The sequence below is a fragment of the Salinimicrobium profundisediminis genome (assembly GCF_026241755.1).
Lineage (GTDB): Bacteria > Bacteroidota > Bacteroidia > Flavobacteriales > Flavobacteriaceae > Salinimicrobium > Salinimicrobium profundisediminis.
Window position 1 is genome coordinate 25935 of record NZ_JAPJDA010000002.1, and the last position, 21574, is coordinate 47508.

The 21574-nt window shown below is 41.6% G+C and carries 23 protein-coding genes; 19 read left to right on the forward strand and 4 right to left on the reverse strand.

The window, feature by feature from the left end; all coding sequences use genetic code 11:
- Positions 1-71 precede the first annotated feature (71 nt).
- From ccoS to OQ279_RS01365, 18 genes are all read left to right on the forward strand, one after another.
- Positions 72-260 (forward strand): cbb3-type cytochrome oxidase assembly protein CcoS, encoded by a 189-nt coding sequence (gene ccoS, locus OQ279_RS01280; protein WP_265162428.1) that lies wholly within the window; start codon positions 72-74, stop codon positions 258-260.
- Positions 261-264: 4 nt separating this feature from the next.
- Positions 265-2457 carry a cytochrome-c oxidase, cbb3-type subunit I gene (gene ccoN / locus OQ279_RS01285; protein ID WP_266067950.1) on the forward strand — a complete coding sequence of 731 codons (2193 nt, stop codon included), beginning with the start codon at positions 265-267 and terminating at the stop codon, positions 2455-2457.
- Between the two features lie 5 nt (positions 2458-2462).
- On the forward strand, positions 2463-2648 hold the full coding sequence (locus OQ279_RS01290; protein WP_265162426.1) for a CcoQ/FixQ family Cbb3-type cytochrome c oxidase assembly chaperone: 186 nt from the start codon (positions 2463-2465) through the stop codon (positions 2646-2648).
- Positions 2645-3517, forward strand: coding sequence for a cbb3-type cytochrome c oxidase N-terminal domain-containing protein (locus OQ279_RS01295; protein ID WP_266067951.1), 873 nt, complete (start codon positions 2645-2647; stop codon positions 3515-3517). The genes OQ279_RS01290 and OQ279_RS01295 overlap by 4 nt, the downstream gene beginning before the upstream one ends.
- A gap of 69 nt (positions 3518-3586) precedes the next feature.
- Positions 3587-4963: a cytochrome c oxidase accessory protein CcoG gene (gene ccoG / locus OQ279_RS01300; protein WP_274704420.1), complete on the forward strand. Its 1377-nt coding sequence runs from the start codon at positions 3587-3589 to the stop codon at positions 4961-4963.
- Between the two features lie 269 nt (positions 4964-5232).
- Positions 5233-5679 carry a FixH family protein gene (locus OQ279_RS01305; protein ID WP_266067953.1) on the forward strand — a complete coding sequence of 149 codons (447 nt, stop codon included), beginning with the start codon at positions 5233-5235 and terminating at the stop codon, positions 5677-5679.
- Positions 5679-6380 (forward strand): sulfite exporter TauE/SafE family protein, encoded by a 702-nt coding sequence (locus OQ279_RS01310; RefSeq protein WP_266067954.1) that lies wholly within the window; start codon positions 5679-5681, stop codon positions 6378-6380. The genes OQ279_RS01305 and OQ279_RS01310 overlap by 1 nt, the downstream gene beginning before the upstream one ends.
- Before the next feature lie 377 nt (positions 6381-6757).
- Complete coding sequence (locus OQ279_RS01315; RefSeq protein WP_266067955.1) at positions 6758-7348, forward strand: YceI family protein; 591 nt, start codon at positions 6758-6760, stop codon at positions 7346-7348.
- Positions 7349-7405: 57 nt separating this feature from the next.
- Positions 7406-8725: a hypothetical protein gene (locus tag OQ279_RS01320; RefSeq protein WP_266067956.1), complete on the forward strand. Its 1320-nt coding sequence runs from the start codon at positions 7406-7408 to the stop codon at positions 8723-8725.
- 73 nt (positions 8726-8798) lie between these two features.
- On the forward strand, positions 8799-9371 hold the full coding sequence (locus OQ279_RS01325; protein ID WP_266067957.1) for a YceI family protein: 573 nt from the start codon (positions 8799-8801) through the stop codon (positions 9369-9371).
- A 5-nt stretch (positions 9372-9376) separates the two neighbouring features.
- On the forward strand, positions 9377-10651 hold the full coding sequence (locus OQ279_RS01330; RefSeq protein ID WP_266067958.1) for an acetyl-CoA hydrolase/transferase family protein: 1275 nt from the start codon (positions 9377-9379) through the stop codon (positions 10649-10651).
- Between the two features lie 64 nt (positions 10652-10715).
- Complete coding sequence (gene trxA, locus OQ279_RS01335) at positions 10716-11015, forward strand: thioredoxin (RefSeq protein ID WP_266067959.1); 300 nt, start codon at positions 10716-10718, stop codon at positions 11013-11015.
- A gap of 4 nt (positions 11016-11019) precedes the next feature.
- Positions 11020-11613 carry a Crp/Fnr family transcriptional regulator gene (locus OQ279_RS01340; RefSeq protein WP_266067960.1) on the forward strand — a complete coding sequence of 198 codons (594 nt, stop codon included), beginning with the start codon at positions 11020-11022 and terminating at the stop codon, positions 11611-11613.
- Positions 11614-11736: 123 nt separating this feature from the next.
- Positions 11737-12027: a hypothetical protein gene (locus tag OQ279_RS01345; protein ID WP_266067961.1), complete on the forward strand. Its 291-nt coding sequence runs from the start codon at positions 11737-11739 to the stop codon at positions 12025-12027.
- Between the two features lie 15 nt (positions 12028-12042).
- The gene (locus OQ279_RS01350; protein WP_266067962.1) at positions 12043-12429 is read left to right on the forward strand and encodes a group III truncated hemoglobin; all 387 of its coding nucleotides are present in this window, start codon (positions 12043-12045) and stop codon (positions 12427-12429) included.
- 185 nt (positions 12430-12614) lie between these two features.
- Entirely contained in the window at positions 12615-13346 is a 732-nt protein-coding gene (locus OQ279_RS01355; RefSeq protein WP_266067963.1) for an SDR family oxidoreductase, read from the forward strand.
- 89 nt (positions 13347-13435) lie between these two features.
- Complete coding sequence (locus tag OQ279_RS01360; RefSeq protein WP_266067964.1) at positions 13436-13615, forward strand: hypothetical protein; 180 nt, start codon at positions 13436-13438, stop codon at positions 13613-13615.
- Positions 13616-13976: 361 nt separating this feature from the next.
- The gene (locus tag OQ279_RS01365) at positions 13977-14144 is read left to right on the forward strand and encodes a hypothetical protein (RefSeq protein WP_266067965.1); all 168 of its coding nucleotides are present in this window, start codon (positions 13977-13979) and stop codon (positions 14142-14144) included.
- 14 nt (positions 14145-14158) lie between these two features.
- Here OQ279_RS01365 and OQ279_RS01370 read toward each other — a convergent pair whose 3' ends face one another.
- From OQ279_RS01370 to OQ279_RS01385, 4 genes are all read right to left on the reverse strand, one after another.
- Positions 14159-14800, reverse strand: coding sequence for a spermidine synthase (locus OQ279_RS01370; protein ID WP_266067966.1), 642 nt, complete (start codon positions 14798-14800; stop codon positions 14159-14161).
- A gap of 195 nt (positions 14801-14995) precedes the next feature.
- Positions 14996-16168: a PepSY-associated TM helix domain-containing protein gene (locus tag OQ279_RS01375; RefSeq protein WP_266067967.1), complete on the reverse strand. Its 1173-nt coding sequence runs from the start codon at positions 16166-16168 to the stop codon at positions 14996-14998.
- A 76-nt stretch (positions 16169-16244) separates the two neighbouring features.
- A complete protein-coding gene (locus OQ279_RS01380; protein WP_266067969.1) occupies positions 16245-17594 on the reverse strand; it encodes a DUF4374 domain-containing protein in 1350 nt (449 codons plus the stop codon).
- Positions 17595-17604: 10 nt separating this feature from the next.
- Positions 17605-20088 carry a TonB-dependent receptor gene (locus OQ279_RS01385; RefSeq protein ID WP_266067970.1) on the reverse strand — a complete coding sequence of 828 codons (2484 nt, stop codon included), beginning with the start codon at positions 20086-20088 and terminating at the stop codon, positions 17605-17607.
- A gap of 169 nt (positions 20089-20257) precedes the next feature.
- Between OQ279_RS01385 and OQ279_RS01390 the strand changes: the two genes are divergently transcribed.
- On the forward strand, positions 20258-21238 hold the full coding sequence (locus OQ279_RS01390; protein WP_266067971.1) for an AraC family transcriptional regulator: 981 nt from the start codon (positions 20258-20260) through the stop codon (positions 21236-21238).
- Positions 21239-21574 lie beyond the last annotated feature (336 nt).

The window sequence follows — 21574 nt, forward strand, 5'->3', positions numbered from 1 at the left end:
TGATGAAACCTGACCGAAATCATATTTACAAGCCAACAATGCCTGTAGTTTTGCCTGATATATAAATAGGTATGAGCGTCATCTATTTACTCCTTACAATAAGCATTATTGTGGCGGTATTGTTTTTCGTTGTTTTTATAGTGGCTGTGCGTAACGGCCAGTTTGACGATGATTATACCCCATCGGTGCGTATTCTTTTTGAGGATGAGCTTGTAAAAGAGAAATCAACAAAATCGAGTAAAATTAATCAAGACAATTAAAAGAATGGAATTGCAACAGTTCTACTACGACAACAAAATCGTAAAAAAGTTCCTTTATGCTACCCTTTTTTGGGGCGTCATAGGAATGTCAGTCGGGCTTCTTTTGGCCTTTTTATTCCTTTTCCCCAATTTAACCGATGGCATCTCCTGGTTGAGTTTTGGACGCCTGCGCCCACTGCACACCAACGCGGTGATCTTCGCATTTGTGGGGAACGCTATTTTTGCCGGGGTATACTACTCTACCCAGCGGCTGCTCAAAGCCCGGATGTATAGTGACATCTTAAGCAGTATCAACTTTTGGGGCTGGCAATTAATCATTGTTGGCGCTGCCATTACATTGCCCCTGGGCTTTACAAGTTCTAAGGAATACGCCGAACTGGAATGGCCTTTTGACATTGCTATTGCTGTTGTATGGGTTGTTTTTGGATGGAACCTTATTGCCACGATCTTCAAGAGAAGACAAAGGCATTTATATGTAGCCATCTGGTTCTACATCGCAACCTTTGTTACCGTAGCAGTACTTCATATTTTCAACAGCCTTGCAATTCCTGTTGGCCTGTTTAAAAGCTACTCGGTATATGCAGGAGTACAGGATGCACTGGTACAATGGTGGTACGGTCACAATGCGGTTGCATTTTTCCTTACTACACCATTCCTTGGGCTCATGTACTACTTTGTACCCAAAGCTGCAAACCGCCCGGTGTACTCCTATAAATTATCTATAATCCACTTCTGGTCCTTAATATTTATTTACATCTGGGCCGGGCCACATCACTTATTATATTCATCACTACCCGACTGGGCTCAAAACCTTGGTGTTGCTTTTTCTGTTATGCTGTTGATGCCATCATGGGGTGGTATGATCAACGGACTTTTAACCCTGCGTGGTGCCTGGGACAAAGTTAAGACAGACCCTGTTTTAAAGTTTTTGGTAGTAGCGATCACCGGATATGGGATGGCCACTTTTGAAGGCCCAATGCTCTCTCTTAAGAACGTAAATGCCATTGCTCACTTTAGCGACTGGGTAATTGCACACGTACACGTGGGGGCTCTTGCATGGAACGGCTTCTTAACCTTTGGTATGGTGTACTGGCTGGTTCCAAGAATGTTCAAGACCAAATTACACTCTATTAAGCTTGCCAACGCCCACTTCTGGACAGGTACTTTGGGTATTATCCTTTACGCACTGCCAATGTATGTTGCAGGTTTTGTACAGGCTTCAATGTGGAAACAATTTAACCCCGATGGCACCCTTGTCTACGGAAACTTCCTCGAAACCGTGACCGAAATCATGCCTATGTACTGGTTTAGGGCCATTGGTGGTAGTATGTACATCTTCGGAATGTTCATCCTGTTGTACAATGTTTACAAAACCATTAGAAGCGGTAGTGAAGTAACCGATGAGCTGGCTGAAGCAGCACCACTACAAAAAATTAGCAATAGAAGACTTGTGGGAGAAGGCTTCCACACCTGGTTGGAGCGCAAGCCGGTGCAACTTACAGTTTTAGCTACTATCGCGATTCTTATAGGAGGTATTATTCAAATTGTACCAACCCTGCTTGTAAAGTCAAATATTCCCACTATTACCAGTGTTAAGCCTTACACGCCACTAGAGCTTGAAGGAAGGGATATTTATATAAGAGAAGGTTGTGTATCATGCCACTCACAAATGATTCGCCCTTTTAGGAGTGAAGTAGAACGCTACGGCGAATTCTCAAAGGCCGGGGAATATGTTTATGACCACCCGTTCTTATGGGGAAGTAAACGTACAGGCCCAGATCTTATGAGAGTTGGAGGCAAGTATTCAGATAACTGGCACTTTAACCACATGTATGACCCTCAAAGTACCTCATCTGGTTCTATCATGCCCGGTTACAAATGGTTGATCACCAGCAAACATAACCGCTCTGAAACCGAAGCTAAAATGGAAGCAATGGTACAACTTGGAGTTCCTTATACCGAAGCCGAGATAGCAAACGCCCAGGCTCATATGGAAGAGCAGGCTACCAGCATTCAGCAAAACCTTTACAGCGATCCCGATTTTGTTGCCACATATGAGGCAGATAAAAAATATGCTGAAGAGAACGGACTGGAATTTATTGAGATGAAAGATAGAGAGATCGTTGCCCTTATCGCCTATATACAGCGATTGGGAACAGATATTAAAGTAGTGAATTCAACAACTTCAACAAACTAACTGTCATGTTAAAATTTATAAAAGGACATATGGAGAGCATAGCAGGGATAGAGATCTATCCAATTATTTCCCTACTTATTTTCTTCATCTTTTTTGTAGCACTTTTTTGGTGGGTCTTCACCGCAAAAAAAGACTACATCCATACTGTAGAACAAATACCATTAGAAACAGATAACGACCAGAACCTATGAGACAATCCATCCCAGCCTGGATAAGAATCCCCGTTTTCTTTCTCCTCATTGTAGGAGTTCTAGAATACTTTATAGACTCAGGTGATAATTATGCTTTTATTGAATTTCCACTGCTATCGGCCGTGCTGGTGGTTATCCTGTTATTCCTTATTGCTGCGGAAGCCATTCTTAATGCAATTGAAAATGTCATGTTTCAGGCGCTTACCCCTGAAGCTAAAGAGCGATACATGAGAGCTCAACAGGAGCGAATCAAAAAGTATGACTTAAAAAGGATCTACCGTAAACTTGCCGGTACACGCCCAATTTCTGAAGAAAAGGAGCTGGAGCTGGACCACAACTACGACGGAATTAAAGAACTGGACAATAAGCTCCCGCCATGGTGGCTCTACTCCTTTTACGCCTCTATAGTTTTTGCTGCAGGTTATCTCGCATATTACCACCTGTGGGATGGAGAAAACCAGGTAGCCGAATTTGAAAAGGAAATGCTGGCTGCTAAAATTCAGGTTGAAGAATACAAAAAGACAGCCCCCGATCTTGTTAATGCCGAAAACGTGGTTCTCCTAACCGAAGCTGCCGAATTAAAAAAGGGCGAGACAATTTACCAAACCAACTGTATGGCCTGCCACGCTCCCGACGGAGGTGGTGGAATAGGACCTAACCTTACCGACGAACACTGGATTCTTGGCGGAGGTATCAAAAACGTCTTCCACACAGTTAGTGAAGGTGGACGTGCAGGTAAAGGAATGATTGCGTGGAAATCTTCACTCAAACCGGCAGAGATCCAACAGGTAGCAAGTTATGTACTTAGCCTCCAGGGAACTTCTCCAGCAAATCCAAAAGACGCTGAAGGAGATATCTGGACAGAATAAAATTGAATTAAGAAAAGGAAGCAGGAAGTGGAAAGAGAAGAAAATAACTTTAGGGACAGAATAGGCACAATGAATGCCGAAGGTAAGCGCTCCTGGGTTTACCCCAAGAAACCTGAAGGGAGATTCTATAAGTACCGTACACACTTAACCTGGTTCCTGCTCCTTTTTCTTATTGCTTCGCCATTTATACATATAAATGGCCACCAGTTCATGATGTTCAATGTGCTGGAAAGGGAATTTTTCATTTTTGGGCAGCCATTCTGGCCCCAGGATTTTTATCTTGGGGTTACTGCAATGATCATTGCAGTATTGTTCATCACGCTTTTTACTTCGGCATTTGGGAGGATCTTTTGCGGCTGGATTTGCCCCCAGACGATATTCATGGAAATGGTATTCCGAAAAATCGAGTACTGGATAGAAGGAGACCGCGGTGCCCAGATGAGGCTGGATAAGCAGGAATGGAATGCAGATAAAATAAGAAAGAAAGGCTTTAAATGGTTCCTGTTCTTCCTCATATCATTTGGCATTGCCAATGTTTTCCTGGCATACCTCGTGGGAAGCGAAAGGCTGCTTAGATATATTACAGAAGGGCCATTCCAGAACCTGAGCACCTTTATAGCTCTTTTGATCTTCACCGGGGTTTTCTACTTTATCTTTTCATGGTTTAGAGAACAGGTGTGCACCATTGCGTGCCCTTATGGAAGATTACAGAGTGTACTGCTAGATAAGAAATCTGTAGTTGTTGCTTACGATCATAAAAGAGGGGAACGTTCTAAAGGTCGGTCAAAATTCAGAAAAAATGAAGATCGGGCCCAGCTGGGAAAGGGTGATTGTATTGACTGTTCCCAATGTGTACATGTTTGCCCTACGGGAATAGATATAAGAAATGGCACACAGCTGGAATGCATCAACTGTACCGCCTGTATTGATGCCTGTGATGCCATGATGGATAAAGTAGACCTTCCAAGAGGATTGATAGGTTTTTATTCTGAAGAGAATATTGAGAAAGAGGAAAAATTCAGGTTTAACCCCAGGATGAAAGGTTATGCTGCCATTCTGTTTGTATTGGTAGGGATTCTCTCGGGCATGTTGTTCTTAAGGACAGATGTTGAAGCCACAGTTTTAAGATTGCCGGGACAATTGTACGAGACTCACGATAATAATATTATCAGTAATGTTTACACCTTTAAACTTATCAATAAAACTACAGGCAGTTTTGAAGATGTACATTTTAAACTGATGTCACACAGGGGAAGTATTGAATCTGTAACCCATGAAAGGATTATAGTTCCTGAAAACGGACTTGCACAGGGAACCTTGTTTATAGAGATCCCGAAGGCTCTTTTAAAAGATGAAAAAAATAAGGTGGAAATAGGGGTTTACAGCGGGGAGAAATTGATAGAAACCACCAGCACCAATTTTATGGGGCCAAGAAGCTTCAGGTAAATACGGAATCAATAAAACTGATACTTTAAAATTGAAGTGGCAATAAATGCTTCCGAAGAAAAAGACCTGAAAAAAATACCTGTCAAAAATGCCATTTTTGAAGCGTATACAAGGGCATTATAACGGGGGCAGCAATGAAAAAAGAAACCATTGCTCACTTAACAGAAGAAAAAACAGAGTTACCTGATTTAAATAAAAATCATTAAACAGGTAAAAAATAATAGAACCACAGAGAGACGATGTCTCACTGGCAATAACAAATTAAGATCATGAAAATATCCTGGGGCACATCACTGGTACTGGCTATATTTAGTTTTATAGCGTTTATAATGTTTTTTGTGATTACTATGATCACTGATAAAGCTTACAGCCATGATTTGGTTGTAGAAGAATACTACAAAAATGAACTCACATTCCAGGAACAGTTGGATAAGACAAAAAATGCCAGCCTGCTCTCAGAAAATATACAGCTCGAACAAACTTCGGAAGGTCTTGTGATAAACTTTCCCCAGGAACTTGAGTTTGCATCCATAAAAGGAAATGTGTTCCTGTACCGGCCGTCAAACAAGCAGCTGGACTCTGAAATTCCTCTTTCATTGTCCTCACATCAATTGCTCGTACCTGATAGTCGCTTTATAGACGGCCGCTGGAACATCATTATTGACTGGGAATACAAGGGTGAAAAATTCTATTTTAAAGAGGATATTCTATATTAATGCTCTACTCTGCCTTTATACTGGGTATTCTTGGTAGTTTCCATTGTATTGGGATGTGTGGGCCTATTGCTTTTATGCTTCCGCTGTCTCGCGACAATAAGATCCTCAAGCTACTCCAGATTTTTCTTTACCACTTTGGGCGTCTGCTGTCCTATGCTCTTATAGGACTGGTGTTTGGGTTACTGGGCAAGAGTTTTGACCTTTTTGGAATGCAGCAGCAACTGTCTATTGGTATAGGCGTGCTTATGATCCTGGCTATCCTTCTTCCGTCGGGTATATTAAAAAAGGTAAATTTCTCCCAGCCGTTGTTCCGGTTTGTAGGCAGGATCAAATCTTCATTGGGTATCGCTCTTAAAAAAAGAACACCCGATACTTTTTTCACCATTGGGTTTCTTAATGGTCTTCTACCCTGCGGCCTGGTTTACGTGGCTGTCTTTGCTGCACTGGCTGGCGGTGAGATGCTTACAGGAAGCCTTTATATGCTGCTGTTTGGGCTTGGCACCATCCCGCTAATGACAACAGCAGTATACTTTGGTGGACTTTTGGGAGGAGGGATGAGAAAGAAGGTGCAAAAACTCATTCCGGTTTTTGTAGTTCTCATGGGCGTACTATTTATTATTAGAGGTATGGGGCTTGGCATTCCTTATTTATCTCCTGCGCCACAAACAGCTGTGGTCAATGCTGCAGCCAGCTGCCACTAAAATCTGTTAAGAATTTGTTATTTTCTATTCTTTCGTGGCAATCCATTTTTTAATAAATAGGACATATTCATCCCTGTTTTGATTCCAAATTCCTAAAATTCTGGTTAAAATTTCTTAATCCCTTGCCAACACATGGCATCTTTTGGAACTTTGGGGGCACATTTTATCGGTGAATATATGAGCATTATCAGCTTTTAGACGAGTGCCTGACTTATGCTCAAGATTAACCAGCTCATTAAAAGGTAATTAGGCAAAAGTGAAGGAGAATATAAAAATTTAGAATCAGGCATTATAAGAATCTTGCTGAAAGCTGACCCACGTCATACTCTACCGCTCATATCTGTGCCATCTTTGTACCATAATTAAAAACAAAAATCATGAACACAAAAAAGAACCTTTGGTTAGTAATTGGAAGCTTTCTGGTAATGGTCTTTTCTGCCAATACAATGGTAGGACAAACCTTTAATGTAAATAGCGGAGCCTCCAGTTTAAAAGTGGAAGGAACCTCAAACATACATGATTGGGAGTTAAGTGCAAAAGAACTCCAGGGAAGTATAAAGGTTCAAATGGAAGACGGACAACTAGTGAAACTTGATCAATTACAGTTTGCAGTAGTTGCCGAAAGCCTGAAGAGTGGAAAAGGAGGAATGGACAAAAACACCTATAAGGCTCTTGACACTGATAAACACAGAAGAATTACCTACGAATTATCAAGCGTTAAAAACCTTGATTGCACTTCAAAAACCTCATGCAAAGTAACTACTAATGGTGTACTTACCATTGCAGGAACCAAGAAGAATGTAGAATTGATCTTCGATGCTAAAGTTGCCGGTGATAAAATCACTCTTAGCGGAGACAAAAAGATAAAAATGACCGATTTCAAAGTGGATCCCCCTACAGCCATGTTTGGAACTATCACCACTGGAGATGAAGTGAACATTAAATTCCAGACCGTTTTTACTAAATAACCCTAATTCAACAACAAATATTAAAATTCAACTATCAACTTTTTTAATGTATCAAAAATGAAAAATCTAATTAAATATTCCGGTATTGCTCTCTTGATGGCCATGGGCTTTCAGGCACAGGCACAAGATGTAGATGTTCTTGTTGTAGAAGACAATGAAAACACTACCCTTTGGGACAGAAGTCTACCTAACTTTAGATATCCAGATCAACGCGGTATAAGCACATTTGAGCCTACAAAAGACAACAACTACGGTGAATTCGAAGGAGTACAGGTAAGACTTGGTGGTGCTTTTGCACTTCAATTCCAGGCATTAGAACAGGAAAATGCTTCAGGCGCTCCTGAATTATATGAACTTGGAAAAGACTTTAACCTTGCTACTGCAAACATGACTTTTGACATTTTGCTTGCAAAAGGAGTTAGAGTACACCTTAACACTTACCTTTCTTCTCAAAACCACCCTGATACTTACGTAAAAGGAGGATACCTACAAGTAGATAACCTTGACTTCATCAGTGAAGGGTTAGCTTCTGGTCTTATGGAGCACTTAAGGATCAGGTTTGGTCACATGGAGAACAACTATGGTGATGCTCACTTCAGAAGAACTGACAACGCAATGGCTCTTTACAACCCATTCGTAGGAAACTACCTAATGGACAGCTTTACTACTGAGGTAGGTGGTGAGATCTACTACTTCAACGGACCATGGTTAGGTATGGTTGGATTTACCAACGGTAAATTAAACCAGTCTACTTCTAGTGAAGGTCACACAAGCCCTTCTCTTCTTGCAAAAATTGGTTATGACAACCAAATCTCTGAAGATTTCAGATTTAGATTAACAGGATCGGTTTACCACACAAACCAAACTAAAAGTGCTTATTTATACAGTGGTGACCGTGCAGGTTCAAGATACTACAACGTAATGTCTGGCCCAGATGCAAACAACCCTGGAGATGGCTTTAGATCTGGTAGAATTAACCCAGACCTTAAAAATGAATTGACCTCTTTCATGATCAACCCTTTCATCAAAGCAGGTGGACTTGAATTCTTCGGAATCTATGAAAGAGCTAGCGGTAAATACGCTTCTGAAACTGACGAAAGAAGCTGGAACCAATATGCAGGTGAACTTATCTACAGATTTGGTAACAACGAGAACTTCTACGTAGGTGGACGTTACAATACTGTAAATGGTGAACTTAAATCTGGAGAAGATGTAACCGTTAACCGCTTCAACATTGGAGGTGGATGGTTTATGACCAAAAACATCCTTACTAAAGTTGAGTATGTTAACCAGGATTACAATGACTACCCTACAGGTGATATTCACAACGACGGACAATTCAACGGCTTTAACATTGAAGCGGTAATTAGCTTCTAAGAATAAAAGATTCGTTTGAACTAGCCAGAAAATGGGGGAATTAAATTCCCCCATTTTTTTTAACTTTAAAAAAATGAAAAAAATTGCGTTTGTCTTATTGGTACTTTTCTGTAGTGCGGTAACACGCGCACAGGATTTTCAGAAAAGATACATCACAGTGCTCCCCAGCAGTGAGCTCACTATCATTGGGGACTCTAATATTGCTGCATTCCAGTGTGAGTTTGATAACTCGTATTTAGAAGATTCTCAAAATATCACCTTCACCCAAAATGGCAGTAAAATAGAATTTACAGGAGCTGTTCTCATCCTTAACAACAAAGGCTTTGACTGCGGAAGCAAAGGTATTAACCGCGACTTCCACGACCTCCTGCAAACAGATAAACATCCCAGGATACTTCTCGAGTTAAACGAGGTGAGCATGTCTTCCCCTACAAAAGCAGTAGCAAAAGTTGGCATCACCATAGCAGGTAAAGAAAGATTTTACGAGCTGCCTGTAGCCATAAAAAATGCTGCAATAGCTGAATTTAAAGGAAAGCTGCACCTCAACATAAAAGACTACGGACTTGAGGCTCCAAAAAAGCTGTTTGGAATGATCGTCGTTAAAGACGAAATCGACATTCAATTTAATCTACAGGTAAAAAAATAAGCAATATGAAGTTAGTAAGTGCTGCCCAGGCCGTGTCTTATGTAAAATCGGGTAACAGGATATTTTTCCAGGGAGCGGCGATGACACCAAATATTCTTATTGAGGCCCTGGTAGAGCGCCATAAAGAATTAAAGAACGTGGAGATCTTCCACATACATACCGAAGGCCCTGCGCGTTATACACAGCCGCCGTACAGGGAATCATTTTCTCTGAACAGCTGTTTTGCTGCCGGTAATGTTCGCAATGCGATAAATTCGGAATACGGGGCTTATATTCCTATTTTTCTAAGTGAGATCCACCTGTTATTTAGAAAGAACATCTTACCCCTTGATGTAGCTTTTATTCAGGTTTCCCCTCCCGATAAACACGGATTCTGTTCGCTGGGCCTTTCAATAGATATTACCCTTCCGGCTATACAAACCGCTAAAACAGTTATTGCGCAAATAAATCCGCAGGTTCCAAGAACCCATGGTGACGGGATTATTCATGTAAGCCAGATCACAGCCGCAGTAGAGGCCAGTTTACCTTTACATGCCCATATGCCTGTTGAAGCTTCAGAAATTGAGAAGCAAATAGGAAAAAACGTAGCCGAACTTATTGAAGATGGAGCCACCCTTCAAATGGGAATTGGCGCCATTCCAAATGTGGTGCTCAACAACCTCATGAACCACAAACGCCTTGGAATTCATACTGAAATGTTTTCTGACGGGGTTTTGCCACTCATAGAAAAAGGCATCATCACCGGGGAAGAAAAAGAGGTAAAAACCGGAAAGATCGTTACCTGCTTTGCCCTTGGCTCCTCAAAATTATACGACTTCATAGATGACAATCCCGTGATCCATTTTAAGGAAGCAGCCTACACCAACGATACGGCGATTATTAGAAGAAATCCGAAGGTGACAGCCATTAACAGCGCAATAGAAATAGACCTTACCGGGCAGGTTTGCGCCGATACCATTGGCACCTACCAGTATTCGGGCGTAGGCGGACAAATGGATTTTATTCGCGGCGCTTCCCTTTCTGAAGGTGGCAAAGCAATTATTGCCATGCCTTCAACCACTTTAAAAGGTATCTCCAAGATAGTTCCTAATTTAAAAGAAGGTGCAGGCGTTACCACCACCAGGGCTCACGTACACTACATTGCTACCGAGTATGGTGTAGTAAATCTCTACGGAAAAAACCTGAAACAAAGAGCCAAAGCCCTCATCTCTATCGCTCACCCCAACCATAGGGCAGCCCTGGAAGAGGAAGCTCATAAAAGGCTCTGCGGAATAAGGTAGACCTGAAAATACTTTCCAAAAATGCCATTTTTGAGTACCTTTAAAGAGCTTAAAAAAGAAAAATATGAAAAGTAAATTCAGCGAGATCATCCAGGATGACAAGCCCGTTCTTGTAGATTTTTTTGCCGACTGGTGCGGCCCCTGCAAAACATTGGCTCCTATTTTGAAAGAAGCCAAAGCCGATCTTGGAGACAAGGTTAAAATTGTGAAGATAGATGTAGACAGAAATCAGGCGCTGGCCGAAAAATTCCAGGTGCGCGGCGTGCCCACACTTATCCTGTTTAAAAAAGGAGAACAATTATGGCGACAGTCGGGCGTGGTACCAAAAGCTAACCTGGTTGAGCTTATAAATTCCCACCAGTAGATCTATGATAGACGAAAACCTGTTGCTTAATTACGGCGCCAAGAGGGTGCCTTTTTCTAAAGGAGATCAATTGTTTCGGGAAGGAGAATCGGCTCTCAACTTCTACCAGGTAGCTTCAGGAGAGATCAAGATGAACAATTACAACGAAGATGGTAAAGAGTTCATCCAGGGTATTTTTTCTATCGGGCAGAGTTTTGGGGAACCGCCATTGCTGGCAAACGTGAAATATCCGGCAAATGCCGAAGCCATTTCAGATGCCGAAGTTTTTCAGCTTTCAAAAGAACAATTTTTAGAACTGCTTTCGTCAAACCCAAAAGTCCACCTCAAGATCACCGAAACCCTTGCAAAAAGGCTTTACTACAAAGCCATCATGGTTTCAGAAATATCGAGCCAGGAACCCGAGCACAGGATTCTTCGTATCATAGATTACCTAAAGCAGGTAGATAAGGTAGATGGAAAGTTCACATACCGGCTTAACCTTACTAGGCAACAACTCGCCGATCTTACTGGGCTGCGCGTGGAGACAGTAATACGTGCCACCAAATCTCTTGAAAAGAAAGGCGAACTTCAAATAAAAAAGCGAAAAGTGTACCGGTAAAAGTTCATTATCAGCTTCTTATGATTTGGACCTGAGACATAAATGTCCTGTTTTATGATCCCAATCATATTCTCTCCTTCGCTATCCTCTTAATTTTACAGCATAATTAAAAACGACTATGCTATGAAACTTTACAACACACTTTACAAAGATTTTGAAGACCTTTATGTAGGATATTCGGCAGTAGCCATCATCCTTTCAACCTGTTTGGGTGCTGCAGCGGCTATGGTGATCTTAATGAACGGGCATGATTTTATTCAAATGTTCCAGTTATTCCTGGTTGTTGCAGTGTGTATGACATATATGGTAACAGTTTTAGCCCAGTTAAAGCCTAAGTTTGTTTTTAATACCTTAATTTTCAGCCTTCTGCTAAGCACGATCCTGCTAATAATCAACGTGTTTATGCGCTATTAGAAAGCAGATTTTCTTATGAAAAACGATATACAAAACCGGGAGGATGTCTTTCTCCTGGTTTCTACATTTTATACCAAAGTACGCGCCAACAAAAAGATTGGCCACTTCTTTAATGACACTATTAATGACTGGCCGGCCCACCTTGAGAAGCTTACCGATTTCTGGGAAACCAACCTGTTTATGGTGAGCAAATTTCGTGGTAACCCCATGCGGGCACACAAAGAAGTAGACCGGGATTTTGATCATTCTATTGAACAGGCACATTTCGGCGAATGGCTCAACATGTGGTATGAAACCCTTGATGAACTTTTTGAAGGCGACAGAGCCAACATTGCGAAGAACAGAGCCAGGAATATGGCACATAATCTCTTTATGAATATGTACCTGAGTCGGCAGCAATAAATCTCCTTCGGAAAAGCTATTTTCTCATCTTAATCTTCTGTGTTTCCTGACTCCTTCTGAAGTATTCCCGAAGCATACATTATAAAACCCCTTCCTTCAGAAATATTAGACAGAGACGTTAAATTCCTGTTATTCACCCCCTACACCTTCAGCACAAATCTTATCTTTTAAAGAAAAACTGAAAGATGGAATTACAGGACAAGGTGGCCATAGTGACCGGAGCCAGCAGCGGAATTGGAAGAGCAATTGCAAAAGCCCTTTCTGGGGCCGGATGTAAAGTGGCATTGGCCAGCCGAAATATTCAAAAATTAAACGACCTCCAGGACGAATTAAAAAATAAGAGCCTGGTGGTGCGAATGGATGTCACAGATTCTGAAAGTGTAGAAGGTGCTTTTAAAGATATCTGGGACGAATTTGGGGAAGTGCACATTCTTGTGAACTGTGCCGGCGTAATGCCGCTTACTTACCTCAAAAATCAACATCTCGAAGAGTGGCTTGAGACCATTGAAGTGAACGTAAAAGGGACTTTGCGTTGCATCAATGCGGTGTTACCGGCCATGAAGAACCAAATGAACGGGCACATTATAAATATTGCTTCTGTAGACGGTATAGAGGTATTTAAAGGCGGTGCGGTTTACGGCGCTTCAAAAGCAGCAGTCATTGCCCTCTCCCGTGCCATGAGAATGGAACTCTCTCCCGAGTTTAACATCCGCGTTACCTCTATTGAACCCGGAACTGTTGCCACTAACCTAAGGGATGATATTACCGACAAGGAATTACTGGAAGAAAAAGACTATTCTGGCAACGAACCCAAACTGGAACCTCAAAACATTGCCGATGCTGTGTTGTATGCAGTGTCACAGCCTAACAGCGTAAATGTTAACGAATTAATGATTAAGCCCACAGGAAAGGCTTAAGGGTTAAAAAAGTGTTATTTGGAAAGCCTTTAACGCAAGATAACCCATTACTTCACGATCTTGAAAAAGAACCTTAAAAACCAACAAAAATGGACTTGAAGAAAAATGCAAAAGATGCAGGTGAAAAAGTAGTAAAACTTTGGGCTGCCAAAAAAGGACTTCAGTGGACAGGTAGTCTCCTTAAATGGGGAGCTGTTGCAGGAGCCGGATATTATGCCTACACCCTTGTGAGAGATAATAAAGACCAGATCAAGGCCAAATTATCTTAAGTAGTAAGAACTTTTGACAAAAATACTACAGGAACAGTAAATTAGTACTATTCCTCAAAGTATCCACTTACAGAGGCTGTCTTAAAAGCTCTTTTCCCGTCACCCTGAATTTATTTCAGCGGTTTTGACACGGAATCATTTAAATAATGATGTTCTGGTGTTAAAAATGACGTGTGAAGTTTTTTTAAGATAGCCTTTTTTCTTTTTTTATTATTCCGAAAGATTACTTCTGAAGGATTTGCTGCACCTAAACTTTAGTGAATTCTTACTATGATATTCCCTGCAGAAGACTTCTAAAAATAGACCTCCAAAAATGCCATTTTTGACACTGATGTTTCTTCCTTAGCTTCTTCAGACATTAATGACGAAGACTTACGGAATCCCTTCTGATGAAAATATCCTGAATAATGGAATAAAGCTGAAGATAAACCTCAGCAGCAAGTATTATTCACATAATTCCGGAAATGGAGTCCCAAAAATGCCATTTTTGAGACCTCATGTTTTATCTCTCGTGGTCTACCAGAATTAAGTAAGGCTTCAGCTTTACTTTCGTTCCCCAAGCAGCAGGGTGTTACTTCCGTAGACATTTTCCTTCTGCTGAAAATGTATGCCTAAAGTGTCATTTTTGAGCAGGTAGTCGATATGTTCCTGGTGCGCCTCATTTATTCCGGCATTGAAAAGCACTTTCCCATCTGCCGTTAATAATGCTGCAACATTCTTCCAGAAAGCATCGGTAAAGAACTGCGCCGGCACCTTGAGATCCAGGAAGAGGTCGATAATTATAAACCCGAACTGCTGTTGCGAAGAGGCAACAAATGCTTCAGCATCGGTACACAGCAACTCGAGGGGTTGATGTGCTTCAATATTAAACTCATTTTTGGCAATTTCTATAACTGCAGCATCAAGTTCTACGGCAGTGATCTTTCCGTAGTAGCCATATTTGTTCCGAAGCAGGGGAATTGCACTACCGCCTCCCAGGCCCAGAAGCAGCACCGGGGCAGCACGATCTGCACGCACTTCTGCAAAACCATGGTCAAGCACTTCCTGAAGGGCACCGTAAGAATAATTGGCGTTACTGCTGTCAAGCACCTTGCGCCCGTTGATCCAGGTGACTTCCAGTTTCCCATTGTAATTGGAGTTGTACTTTTTGGTGAGCGGCCACAGGTAGCTGAAGGTCTTTTTCATAGCCCTGTAAAAGTACGATTTTAGAAGTTAGAAGGGCGAAAATAGAAGTGTCCAGTGCTCCGTGGTCAGTGGGCAGAAATATGCGGTGCGGGAGTTAATAGAATCATCCAACTTCTAAAAATGGTCAACTCTAATCAGGACTCCACAAACGCGCAACCCGCAACTGACAACTGGCAACCCGAAACCCGCAAAAATTTATTCCGTAACAGTCTTGACTCTTTCCTCTTGTTTCCTGGCTCTATTCTTCGGTTTCTTCTTTTTCATCTTGTTAAGCCATATCAGCGTACCGGTAACAGGCAAAGTAGTCGCGATGAGACATGCCAGGAAATAGATAATCTTGGAAAAAGTTCCGAAGATCTCTCCTGTATGGATAGGTTTGATGAGGGAAGCCACCTGTACATTAAGTGGTTTTTCACTAAAGATCTCTTTGTTCAAAACTGTACCATCGCGATCTATCACCAATTGATCTGAAGTCACAGGAGACCAGCCGTTGTCGTTGGTCTTTCTTATTTTGTACACCTGCTCCCTTTCGGAAGGGAATGAAATTGTGGTGGTGCCTTCATAGTTGAGTTCTTCCGAAGAAATGTTGTAGATAGAGGCTATTGAGGCTAAATCGGCTTCAGTTATATTTTCATTGGAAGTAAAGGAAGGTCCTCCACCCCTGTTAAAGACTTTTGTACCCAAAACTGCACTCCCTGCTTCGCGGTACCACTCAAAACTCCAGAAGAGTCCGGTGAGGGTCATGATGACCAATACAATACAGGCGTAAAATCCGAGTGTATTGTGAAGGTCGTGATTGATGCGTTTCCAGTTGGCCGAGGTTTTGATTTTAAAGCCGCTCTTCATGTTTTTCCACTTCAGCTTTTTTGGGAACCAAAGTACAACGCCACTCAGGGAAAGAATAAAGAAGATAATTGTGGCTATTCCTACAATGGGACGACCTATAGCCGAATCTAAAAGCAGCCATCTGTGCATCCTGAAATTCCACATAAAAAAATCGTCGAGCGAAGACTTTTTGGTCTGCATGTAATCACCGGTGTAGGGATCTACGTAGAAGGTGGTGCCGCGACGATCTTCGGGAGATGTCTTTACCCGGAATTCGTAAGGTTTCCCGGCTTCAGCAGGAATACTTACCGAAGAGACCTCTCCTTCCTGCTGCAATACTTCAGTGAGTGCTTCAATTTCCATAGCCTGCGTACCCGAGACCTTGAAATCTTCAGCAAAAACATTTTTAATTTCCTTCTCAAAAGTGAGTACAGTTCCGCTGAAACAAACCAGGAAAAGGATGATCCCACTGGCAAGGCCAAGCCATAGATGAACGTCATTGAGGAACTTTCTAATGCCGTATTTTTTCTTTTTATTCTTCATTGAAAGAAATTTAAAGTTCCGGCACAAAAAGCTGTAGCCGGAACTGTGGAGTAAGATATGATAAGCTAATTCAAAATTAAAACACTCCGATGAAATGGTTTCCTGGTTCGTTAAGCAGTTGCGCCCCTTTGGTCACTTCACCTGTTACACTGTTAATAACATAGATATTCCCGTCTTTCCCAACCGGGGAAACAGTAACATAAACATTATCTCCATCTACCACAAAGCCCTGGTACTGGAAGAAGTACATATCTGGCTCATAAGGCAGGTCTACTTTTTGTGCAGTTTTGGCATTAAGATCTACTCTTGCAAGGAAGCTTTGTTGAGTGCGGTCACTAAAACTTGTATACGCTGCATCGTCGTGGGTGTACATTACATAAGCAATACCATTTTTCACATATCTCCAGCTCTGGATGTATGAACCTGTAACGTTAAGGGCTTCATCAAGGCTAAAATCATAGCTGTTATCATATTCATTATCTGTATTGATCTTTAGAATATGAGAACCACCCGGATCTCTTTGAGTAGCCTGGTAAATATTACCGTCTTCGGCTAAAAAGCTGTTAAAGCTACGGTAACCGCTGGTGTCACCAAATCCTACAGTAGAAGTAATGATCTTAGGATTTTCTAATGATGGGTAATCTACAACCACCGCTTTTGATCCCAGTCTTTCATAGGCGTTCGCGTCGCGTTCTCCTGTAGCAGGGTCTGTTTTCCCCATCCAGGTACCAATGATCAATTTATCTCCTGCAGCGTTAAGTACAGGCGTATCTAACCTAAAAATGTGGTGCCCTGCTGCCTCTTCTTCTGCAGGCAGTGGGAGTTCAAAAGAAATGTTATTCGAGATCTCAACGTTCTCCATATCTATGGTAACGATGGTTGCTGTACCTCTTGTGTACTCGTAAGTGTCCCCATCATTTACCATAGGGCTGGTTACACTAACGGCTACCCCGGTTTTGTCTCCGTCAAAAAGTTTTACCCATCTTGGAGAAGTCCCTGCATATTGTGAGATATTTACCAGGCCTCCTGTTGGTTCAAAATTGTCACCTCCATTAACGATGTACTTTGAAAATTCACCTCCATTGTCACCCCCGTAAGCAATGTTGAACATAGTAGAACCATCTACCGAAGATTGTAATCTCGCTGTTCTTTGAGATCTCACCTGGAAACCGTTATCAAAAACATTGATCGCATAGTTGGGATCTTCAGCATTTTCTTTTGAAATAGAATAAAGCACGGTTCCGCCGTTACCGTTACCCGGAGTTTCGTCCATCACGGCTCCAGCGATGGTAATCCATCTGCTTTCTGTGGGATTTGGCTCGGGATCTGGTGAATTGATGTCATCATCGCTGCTACATGCCGTAGACAGGCTTAATAGTCCAACTACAGCGGTATAACCAAATAGTCTTGTAAATCTATTTTTCATGTTTAATAATTTAGAATTTATTGATTGAATAATTGAGTTTTAAATAGAAGGCTCTTCCCGGCTTCTGCACGGCAAAATTGTCATAAGCCTGTTTGTTGAATATGTTGTTGGCATCAAAGCTCACAATGAGATTCTTTTTTGGAAAAACGTAGCTCAAGCCAACATCCCGTATATGTTGTTCGGGGACCATCGAGTTTTCAAGTCCGCTCCTTTTATTCACCACCCATACATTGTAAAAGGAGTCAACAAAAGCATAGTTATAATAGATGTTTAGTAAAGATTCCTTCTGAAACACATTTTTGAAGGAATACCGGGCCGAAGCATTGGCAGTAAAGAACGGTTCACTTGGTATTTGCACGTTGTAGTTAAACAGAACTTTACCATTAGAATCATACTTTGTACTCATCCTGGTATTGAATTTGGACAGGTTGACCAGCAGGTTGAGGTTATCTTTAAAAATATAATTTAATTCTGCATCAAAGCCTTTAGACTCTGTTCCTCTCAGGTTTACAAAAGGAGCAGTTTGTTGTGCATCATTCAAGGTCATTTGGGGTTCCCTTACAATCATGCCGCGTGTGTCCCTTAAAAACCCAGAAGCGTAGAGAGAGACGCTGTGTTCACCAATTTTGTACGGGCCGATCTTGAATCCGAGGTTATAATTATTGCTTTGTTCGGGTTCCAGTCCTGAATTTTCGGCAACATTTTCTCCTACATCCCCAAAGATCTCGTTATCAGTAGGAAGCCTGAGGGCTTTTTCTGCGGAACCTAAAATAGCAATGCCCGAGTTCACCAGGTAAGAAAGGGCCATCCCGTATCCCGTATAATCGAAATTATTGCTGAAGTATTCTTCTACCCGCACCTCTTCCCCGTCAATGGTTTCTACACCTGGGTCCATTTGCCTGGTTTTTTGCTGGTAGTACTTTCCGAAGACATTGGCCTTTAATTTATCATTGAACCATCTCGACTCATAAGAAAAAGAGGAAATATTCTTTTCAAGCTCACGGGTTTCAATGAAGTTCTTTCTTATCCCGTTCCAAAGCTCATCATTCTGCTCTCTCGAAATATTGTAAAGTACGTGGTGCAGGCCAATCTTGTGATTGTTGTTAAAGGAGTAAGTAAGTCCTCCCCTAAAAGAGTAAATATCCCGGTAAATATTTGCAATGGTAGGCGCTCCCTGCTGTGCTCCCCGCTGCGACGGTATAGGATCTCCTTTTCGGTCGCGGCTAAGTTCACCAGACCAGTTGTAGGTCCAGGTCACCGTATCATTTATAGTTCTTTTGCGCTCGTTGTATAAACCGTGAAAATTGAAGTCTAGACCTTTAATAAAAAGATCAGATTTTTCGTATGTGAGATTCACAATACCCGCCTCGGCTTCCATGAACCTTCCTTTATATGGGATGGTCATGTACGCACCATGCTGAATTTCGTTGTAAGAATCTGAAGCCGTATATCCCACAGAAAATTTATCGGCCCAATTGACCTTTTTGAAACCTGCTTCTAGAATTCCGCCACGGGAAGAGTATTCATCATTGAACCTCTTCACCTTTACATAATCATATTTCCCATTGGGCAGAATGTTGTAAACATTCCTTCCCCAAACCTCGTAATCATTATCGGAATGGTTATAAAATCCTGAAGCTTTCACAAAAAATCCGGAGTTCTCTGCCTGGTAAACTGCATTGAAATTGGACTGGAAAGTATTGAAGGAGCCATAAGAAACCGAAGCATTGATCTGGGTTCTAAAATCATCTCTCAAAATGACATTTATGGCACCTCCCAAAGCATCAAAAGCAAGTTCGGCAGGAACCACACCTTTGTAGACATCAATACGTTCTATCATGCTGGGGCTAATGCTGCTAAGGTCGAAGGAAGAACCGTAAGACGAAAGTGGAATTCCGTCAATAAAAATCTGGATGGAGTTACCAGACATCCCGTTGAGGTTATAGTCTACAGAAGAGCCCAAACCACCACCCTGTCTTATTTTCACTCCCACACTTCTGTTCAGGAGTTCGTTGGTTTGAATATTTCTTACCGCAGCTTCTTCTGTTTCAATGACATTTACCGCGAAACCTTTCTTTTCAATTTCAGATTTTACAGATTCTACATTCAGAAGTACCTCACTCAGTTCATAATCTCCTTTATTTTTAATCTGAAAGTTCTGCACCACGTCTTCCCCGTTAATGATCACTTCGCCATATTCAACGTGGTTCTCCTTCCGAAGTTCAATTATATATGACCCTGAAGGCACCCCGGAAATTTCATAATAACCTGAATAATTTGATGTGGCCTTGAATTCTTCCGAAGTATTTGAGAGAACAACTTCAACATTGGCTGAAGAATATCCATTATGATCTTTTAAATAACCGGAAACGGTATATGTAGCACTAATCGCCTGCCCGGCCTTTTCCCCGGAATTGTTAGCTGTTTGCCCAAACACAACCACCGAAAAAAAGCAGAAGAGAACGGACCAGATATATGAAGATGCAGATTTCAAAAGAATGGGCTTATTTAGATTTAATAAAAATAATTACCTTTGGCAAAAGTAAAGGGGGAGGCTTGCCATTGGGTAACGCAAAAGGAATTTTTACTTACGTGAAAAGAATAATGTGCCCACCCCGACCCTTTAGCGATGTTATTTAAAAGGAAGTCAGGCGACAATACAAATGAAATTCAGGTTAGAAAGTTCTTTTTTTGAAGAAAATGCTGTAGTAAAGACTTTCAGCAAAGATTTTTGCGCCGAGGCCTTCAGTGAAGAAACCTTCATTATTGACAAGGAGGTTGTTAAAGGCAGTATGCACGAGCTGCACCTGGATCATTTCTGTTTAATTACCCAGAACCTGGAAGCTTCGGCAGGTTATTCGATAAACATTTCGGGAAATTCGCCTCTTTTTAAACTGCATTTTGAACTGGAGGGAGATTATAATTTTTGCCCAGTAGATCCTTCTGTACCTGCGATCTCTATACCTGCCGGCCATTTCAATATCTTTTACCTCCCCAGGCCCGAAGGGTGTTTGAACTTCAAATCTTCTTCCCGGAAAACCCTGGAAGTGCTGTTTACTGAAAAATTACTTCGGAAGATCATGGGCCCCGATTACAGCGGATTATCTTCATTGAAGGACGGAATTAAAGAGGACCACCCGTTCCTGTTGTGGGAGGAAAGCCGAATCATTCCGGTAGAATTGCAGCAACACATACGGGAAATTATTAGTTGCCGTTACTGCGGACATATCAAAAAGATCTACCTCGAAGCCCGAATTACCGCTATGTTACTGAGTTTCCTGGTAGACGATGACGCGAAAAATAGTGTTTCACAGGAAGATCACCTTCCAAAAAAGGAGTACACAGGGATTCTACGGGTGGAGGAGCACATTAAGAAGAACTTCAGAAAAAACCTCACCATAAACGAACTTGCTCCCATAGCAGGTCTCAACACCTCAAAACTCAAACAGAGTTTCAAAAAGGTGCATTCTACCACAATTTTCAAGTACATCACCGGGCTGCGTATGGAAAAAGCGAAAGAGCTTATCACCCATGAAAAATTGTCGGTGTCTGAAGCCTCTTATGAAGTAGGTTATAAGAATCCGCAGCACTTTACGGTGGCCTTCAAAAAGTATTACGGATTTTTACCCAGCTCCCTCAATTAGTTATTGGTTATTGGTGATTAAGGGTTAGGGATTGGTGAAATTTACTCACACAAGTCTTGCCTCTTGCCATCTTTGGTAATTTGAAACAGGAAGGGGAAAAAGCCGTAGGTCTACTTGCTGTTCCTGTTAATAAGGATCCAGTACAGGGCCACAACGAGAATTGTCACAATTCCTCCTGCTATGTAGATTTTATATTCCATCAAAAAATGCTGGATGACCGGGAAAGACTGAAAGTCGGAAAAACATTAGGCTAAAACCATGATATTTATCAGGTTAGGTCTCTTACAAAAAATACCAGTCAAAAATGCCATTTTTGGACATCTGTTAATTTCGGTT

What these genes read in the sequence shown, in the direction of transcription:
- OQ279_RS01380 (WP_266067969.1), bottom strand. Translation starts at nt 17,594, where the DNA reads ATGAAAAATAGATTTACAAGACTATTTGGTTATACCGCTGTAGTTGGA.
- ccoS (WP_265162428.1), top strand. Translation starts at nt 72, where the DNA reads ATGAGCGTCATCTATTTACTCCTTACAATAAGCATTATTGTGGCGGTA.
- OQ279_RS01305 (WP_266067953.1), top strand. Translation starts at nt 5,233, where the DNA reads ATGAAAATATCCTGGGGCACATCACTGGTACTGGCTATATTTAGTTTT.
- OQ279_RS01345 (WP_266067961.1), top strand. Translation starts at nt 11,737, where the DNA reads ATGAAACTTTACAACACACTTTACAAAGATTTTGAAGACCTTTATGTA.
- OQ279_RS01355 (WP_266067963.1), top strand. Translation starts at nt 12,615, where the DNA reads ATGGAATTACAGGACAAGGTGGCCATAGTGACCGGAGCCAGCAGCGGA.
- OQ279_RS01330 (WP_266067958.1), top strand. Translation starts at nt 9,377, where the DNA reads ATGAAGTTAGTAAGTGCTGCCCAGGCCGTGTCTTATGTAAAATCGGGT.
- ccoG (WP_274704420.1), top strand. Translation starts at nt 3,587, where the DNA reads ATGAATGCCGAAGGTAAGCGCTCCTGGGTTTACCCCAAGAAACCTGAA.
- ccoN (WP_266067950.1), top strand. Translation starts at nt 265, where the DNA reads ATGGAATTGCAACAGTTCTACTACGACAACAAAATCGTAAAAAAGTTC.
- OQ279_RS01295 (WP_266067951.1), top strand. Translation starts at nt 2,645, where the DNA reads ATGAGACAATCCATCCCAGCCTGGATAAGAATCCCCGTTTTCTTTCTC.
- OQ279_RS01340 (WP_266067960.1), top strand. Translation starts at nt 11,020, where the DNA reads ATGATAGACGAAAACCTGTTGCTTAATTACGGCGCCAAGAGGGTGCCT.
- OQ279_RS01310 (WP_266067954.1), top strand. Translation starts at nt 5,679, where the DNA reads ATGCTCTACTCTGCCTTTATACTGGGTATTCTTGGTAGTTTCCATTGT.
- OQ279_RS01350 (WP_266067962.1), top strand. Translation starts at nt 12,043, where the DNA reads ATGAAAAACGATATACAAAACCGGGAGGATGTCTTTCTCCTGGTTTCT.
- OQ279_RS01390 (WP_266067971.1), top strand. Translation starts at nt 20,258, where the DNA reads ATGAAATTCAGGTTAGAAAGTTCTTTTTTTGAAGAAAATGCTGTAGTA.
- OQ279_RS01290 (WP_265162426.1), top strand. Translation starts at nt 2,463, where the DNA reads ATGTTAAAATTTATAAAAGGACATATGGAGAGCATAGCAGGGATAGAG.
- OQ279_RS01370 (WP_266067966.1), bottom strand. Translation starts at nt 14,800, where the DNA reads ATGAAAAAGACCTTCAGCTACCTGTGGCCGCTCACCAAAAAGTACAAC.
- OQ279_RS01360 (WP_266067964.1), top strand. Translation starts at nt 13,436, where the DNA reads ATGGACTTGAAGAAAAATGCAAAAGATGCAGGTGAAAAAGTAGTAAAA.
- OQ279_RS01325 (WP_266067957.1), top strand. Translation starts at nt 8,799, where the DNA reads ATGAAAAAAATTGCGTTTGTCTTATTGGTACTTTTCTGTAGTGCGGTA.
- trxA (WP_266067959.1), top strand. Translation starts at nt 10,716, where the DNA reads ATGAAAAGTAAATTCAGCGAGATCATCCAGGATGACAAGCCCGTTCTT.
- OQ279_RS01315 (WP_266067955.1), top strand. Translation starts at nt 6,758, where the DNA reads ATGAACACAAAAAAGAACCTTTGGTTAGTAATTGGAAGCTTTCTGGTA.
- OQ279_RS01375 (WP_266067967.1), bottom strand. Translation starts at nt 16,168, where the DNA reads ATGAAGAATAAAAAGAAAAAATACGGCATTAGAAAGTTCCTCAATGAC.
- OQ279_RS01320 (WP_266067956.1), top strand. Translation starts at nt 7,406, where the DNA reads ATGAAAAATCTAATTAAATATTCCGGTATTGCTCTCTTGATGGCCATG.
- OQ279_RS01365 (WP_266067965.1), top strand. Translation starts at nt 13,977, where the DNA reads ATGACGAAGACTTACGGAATCCCTTCTGATGAAAATATCCTGAATAAT.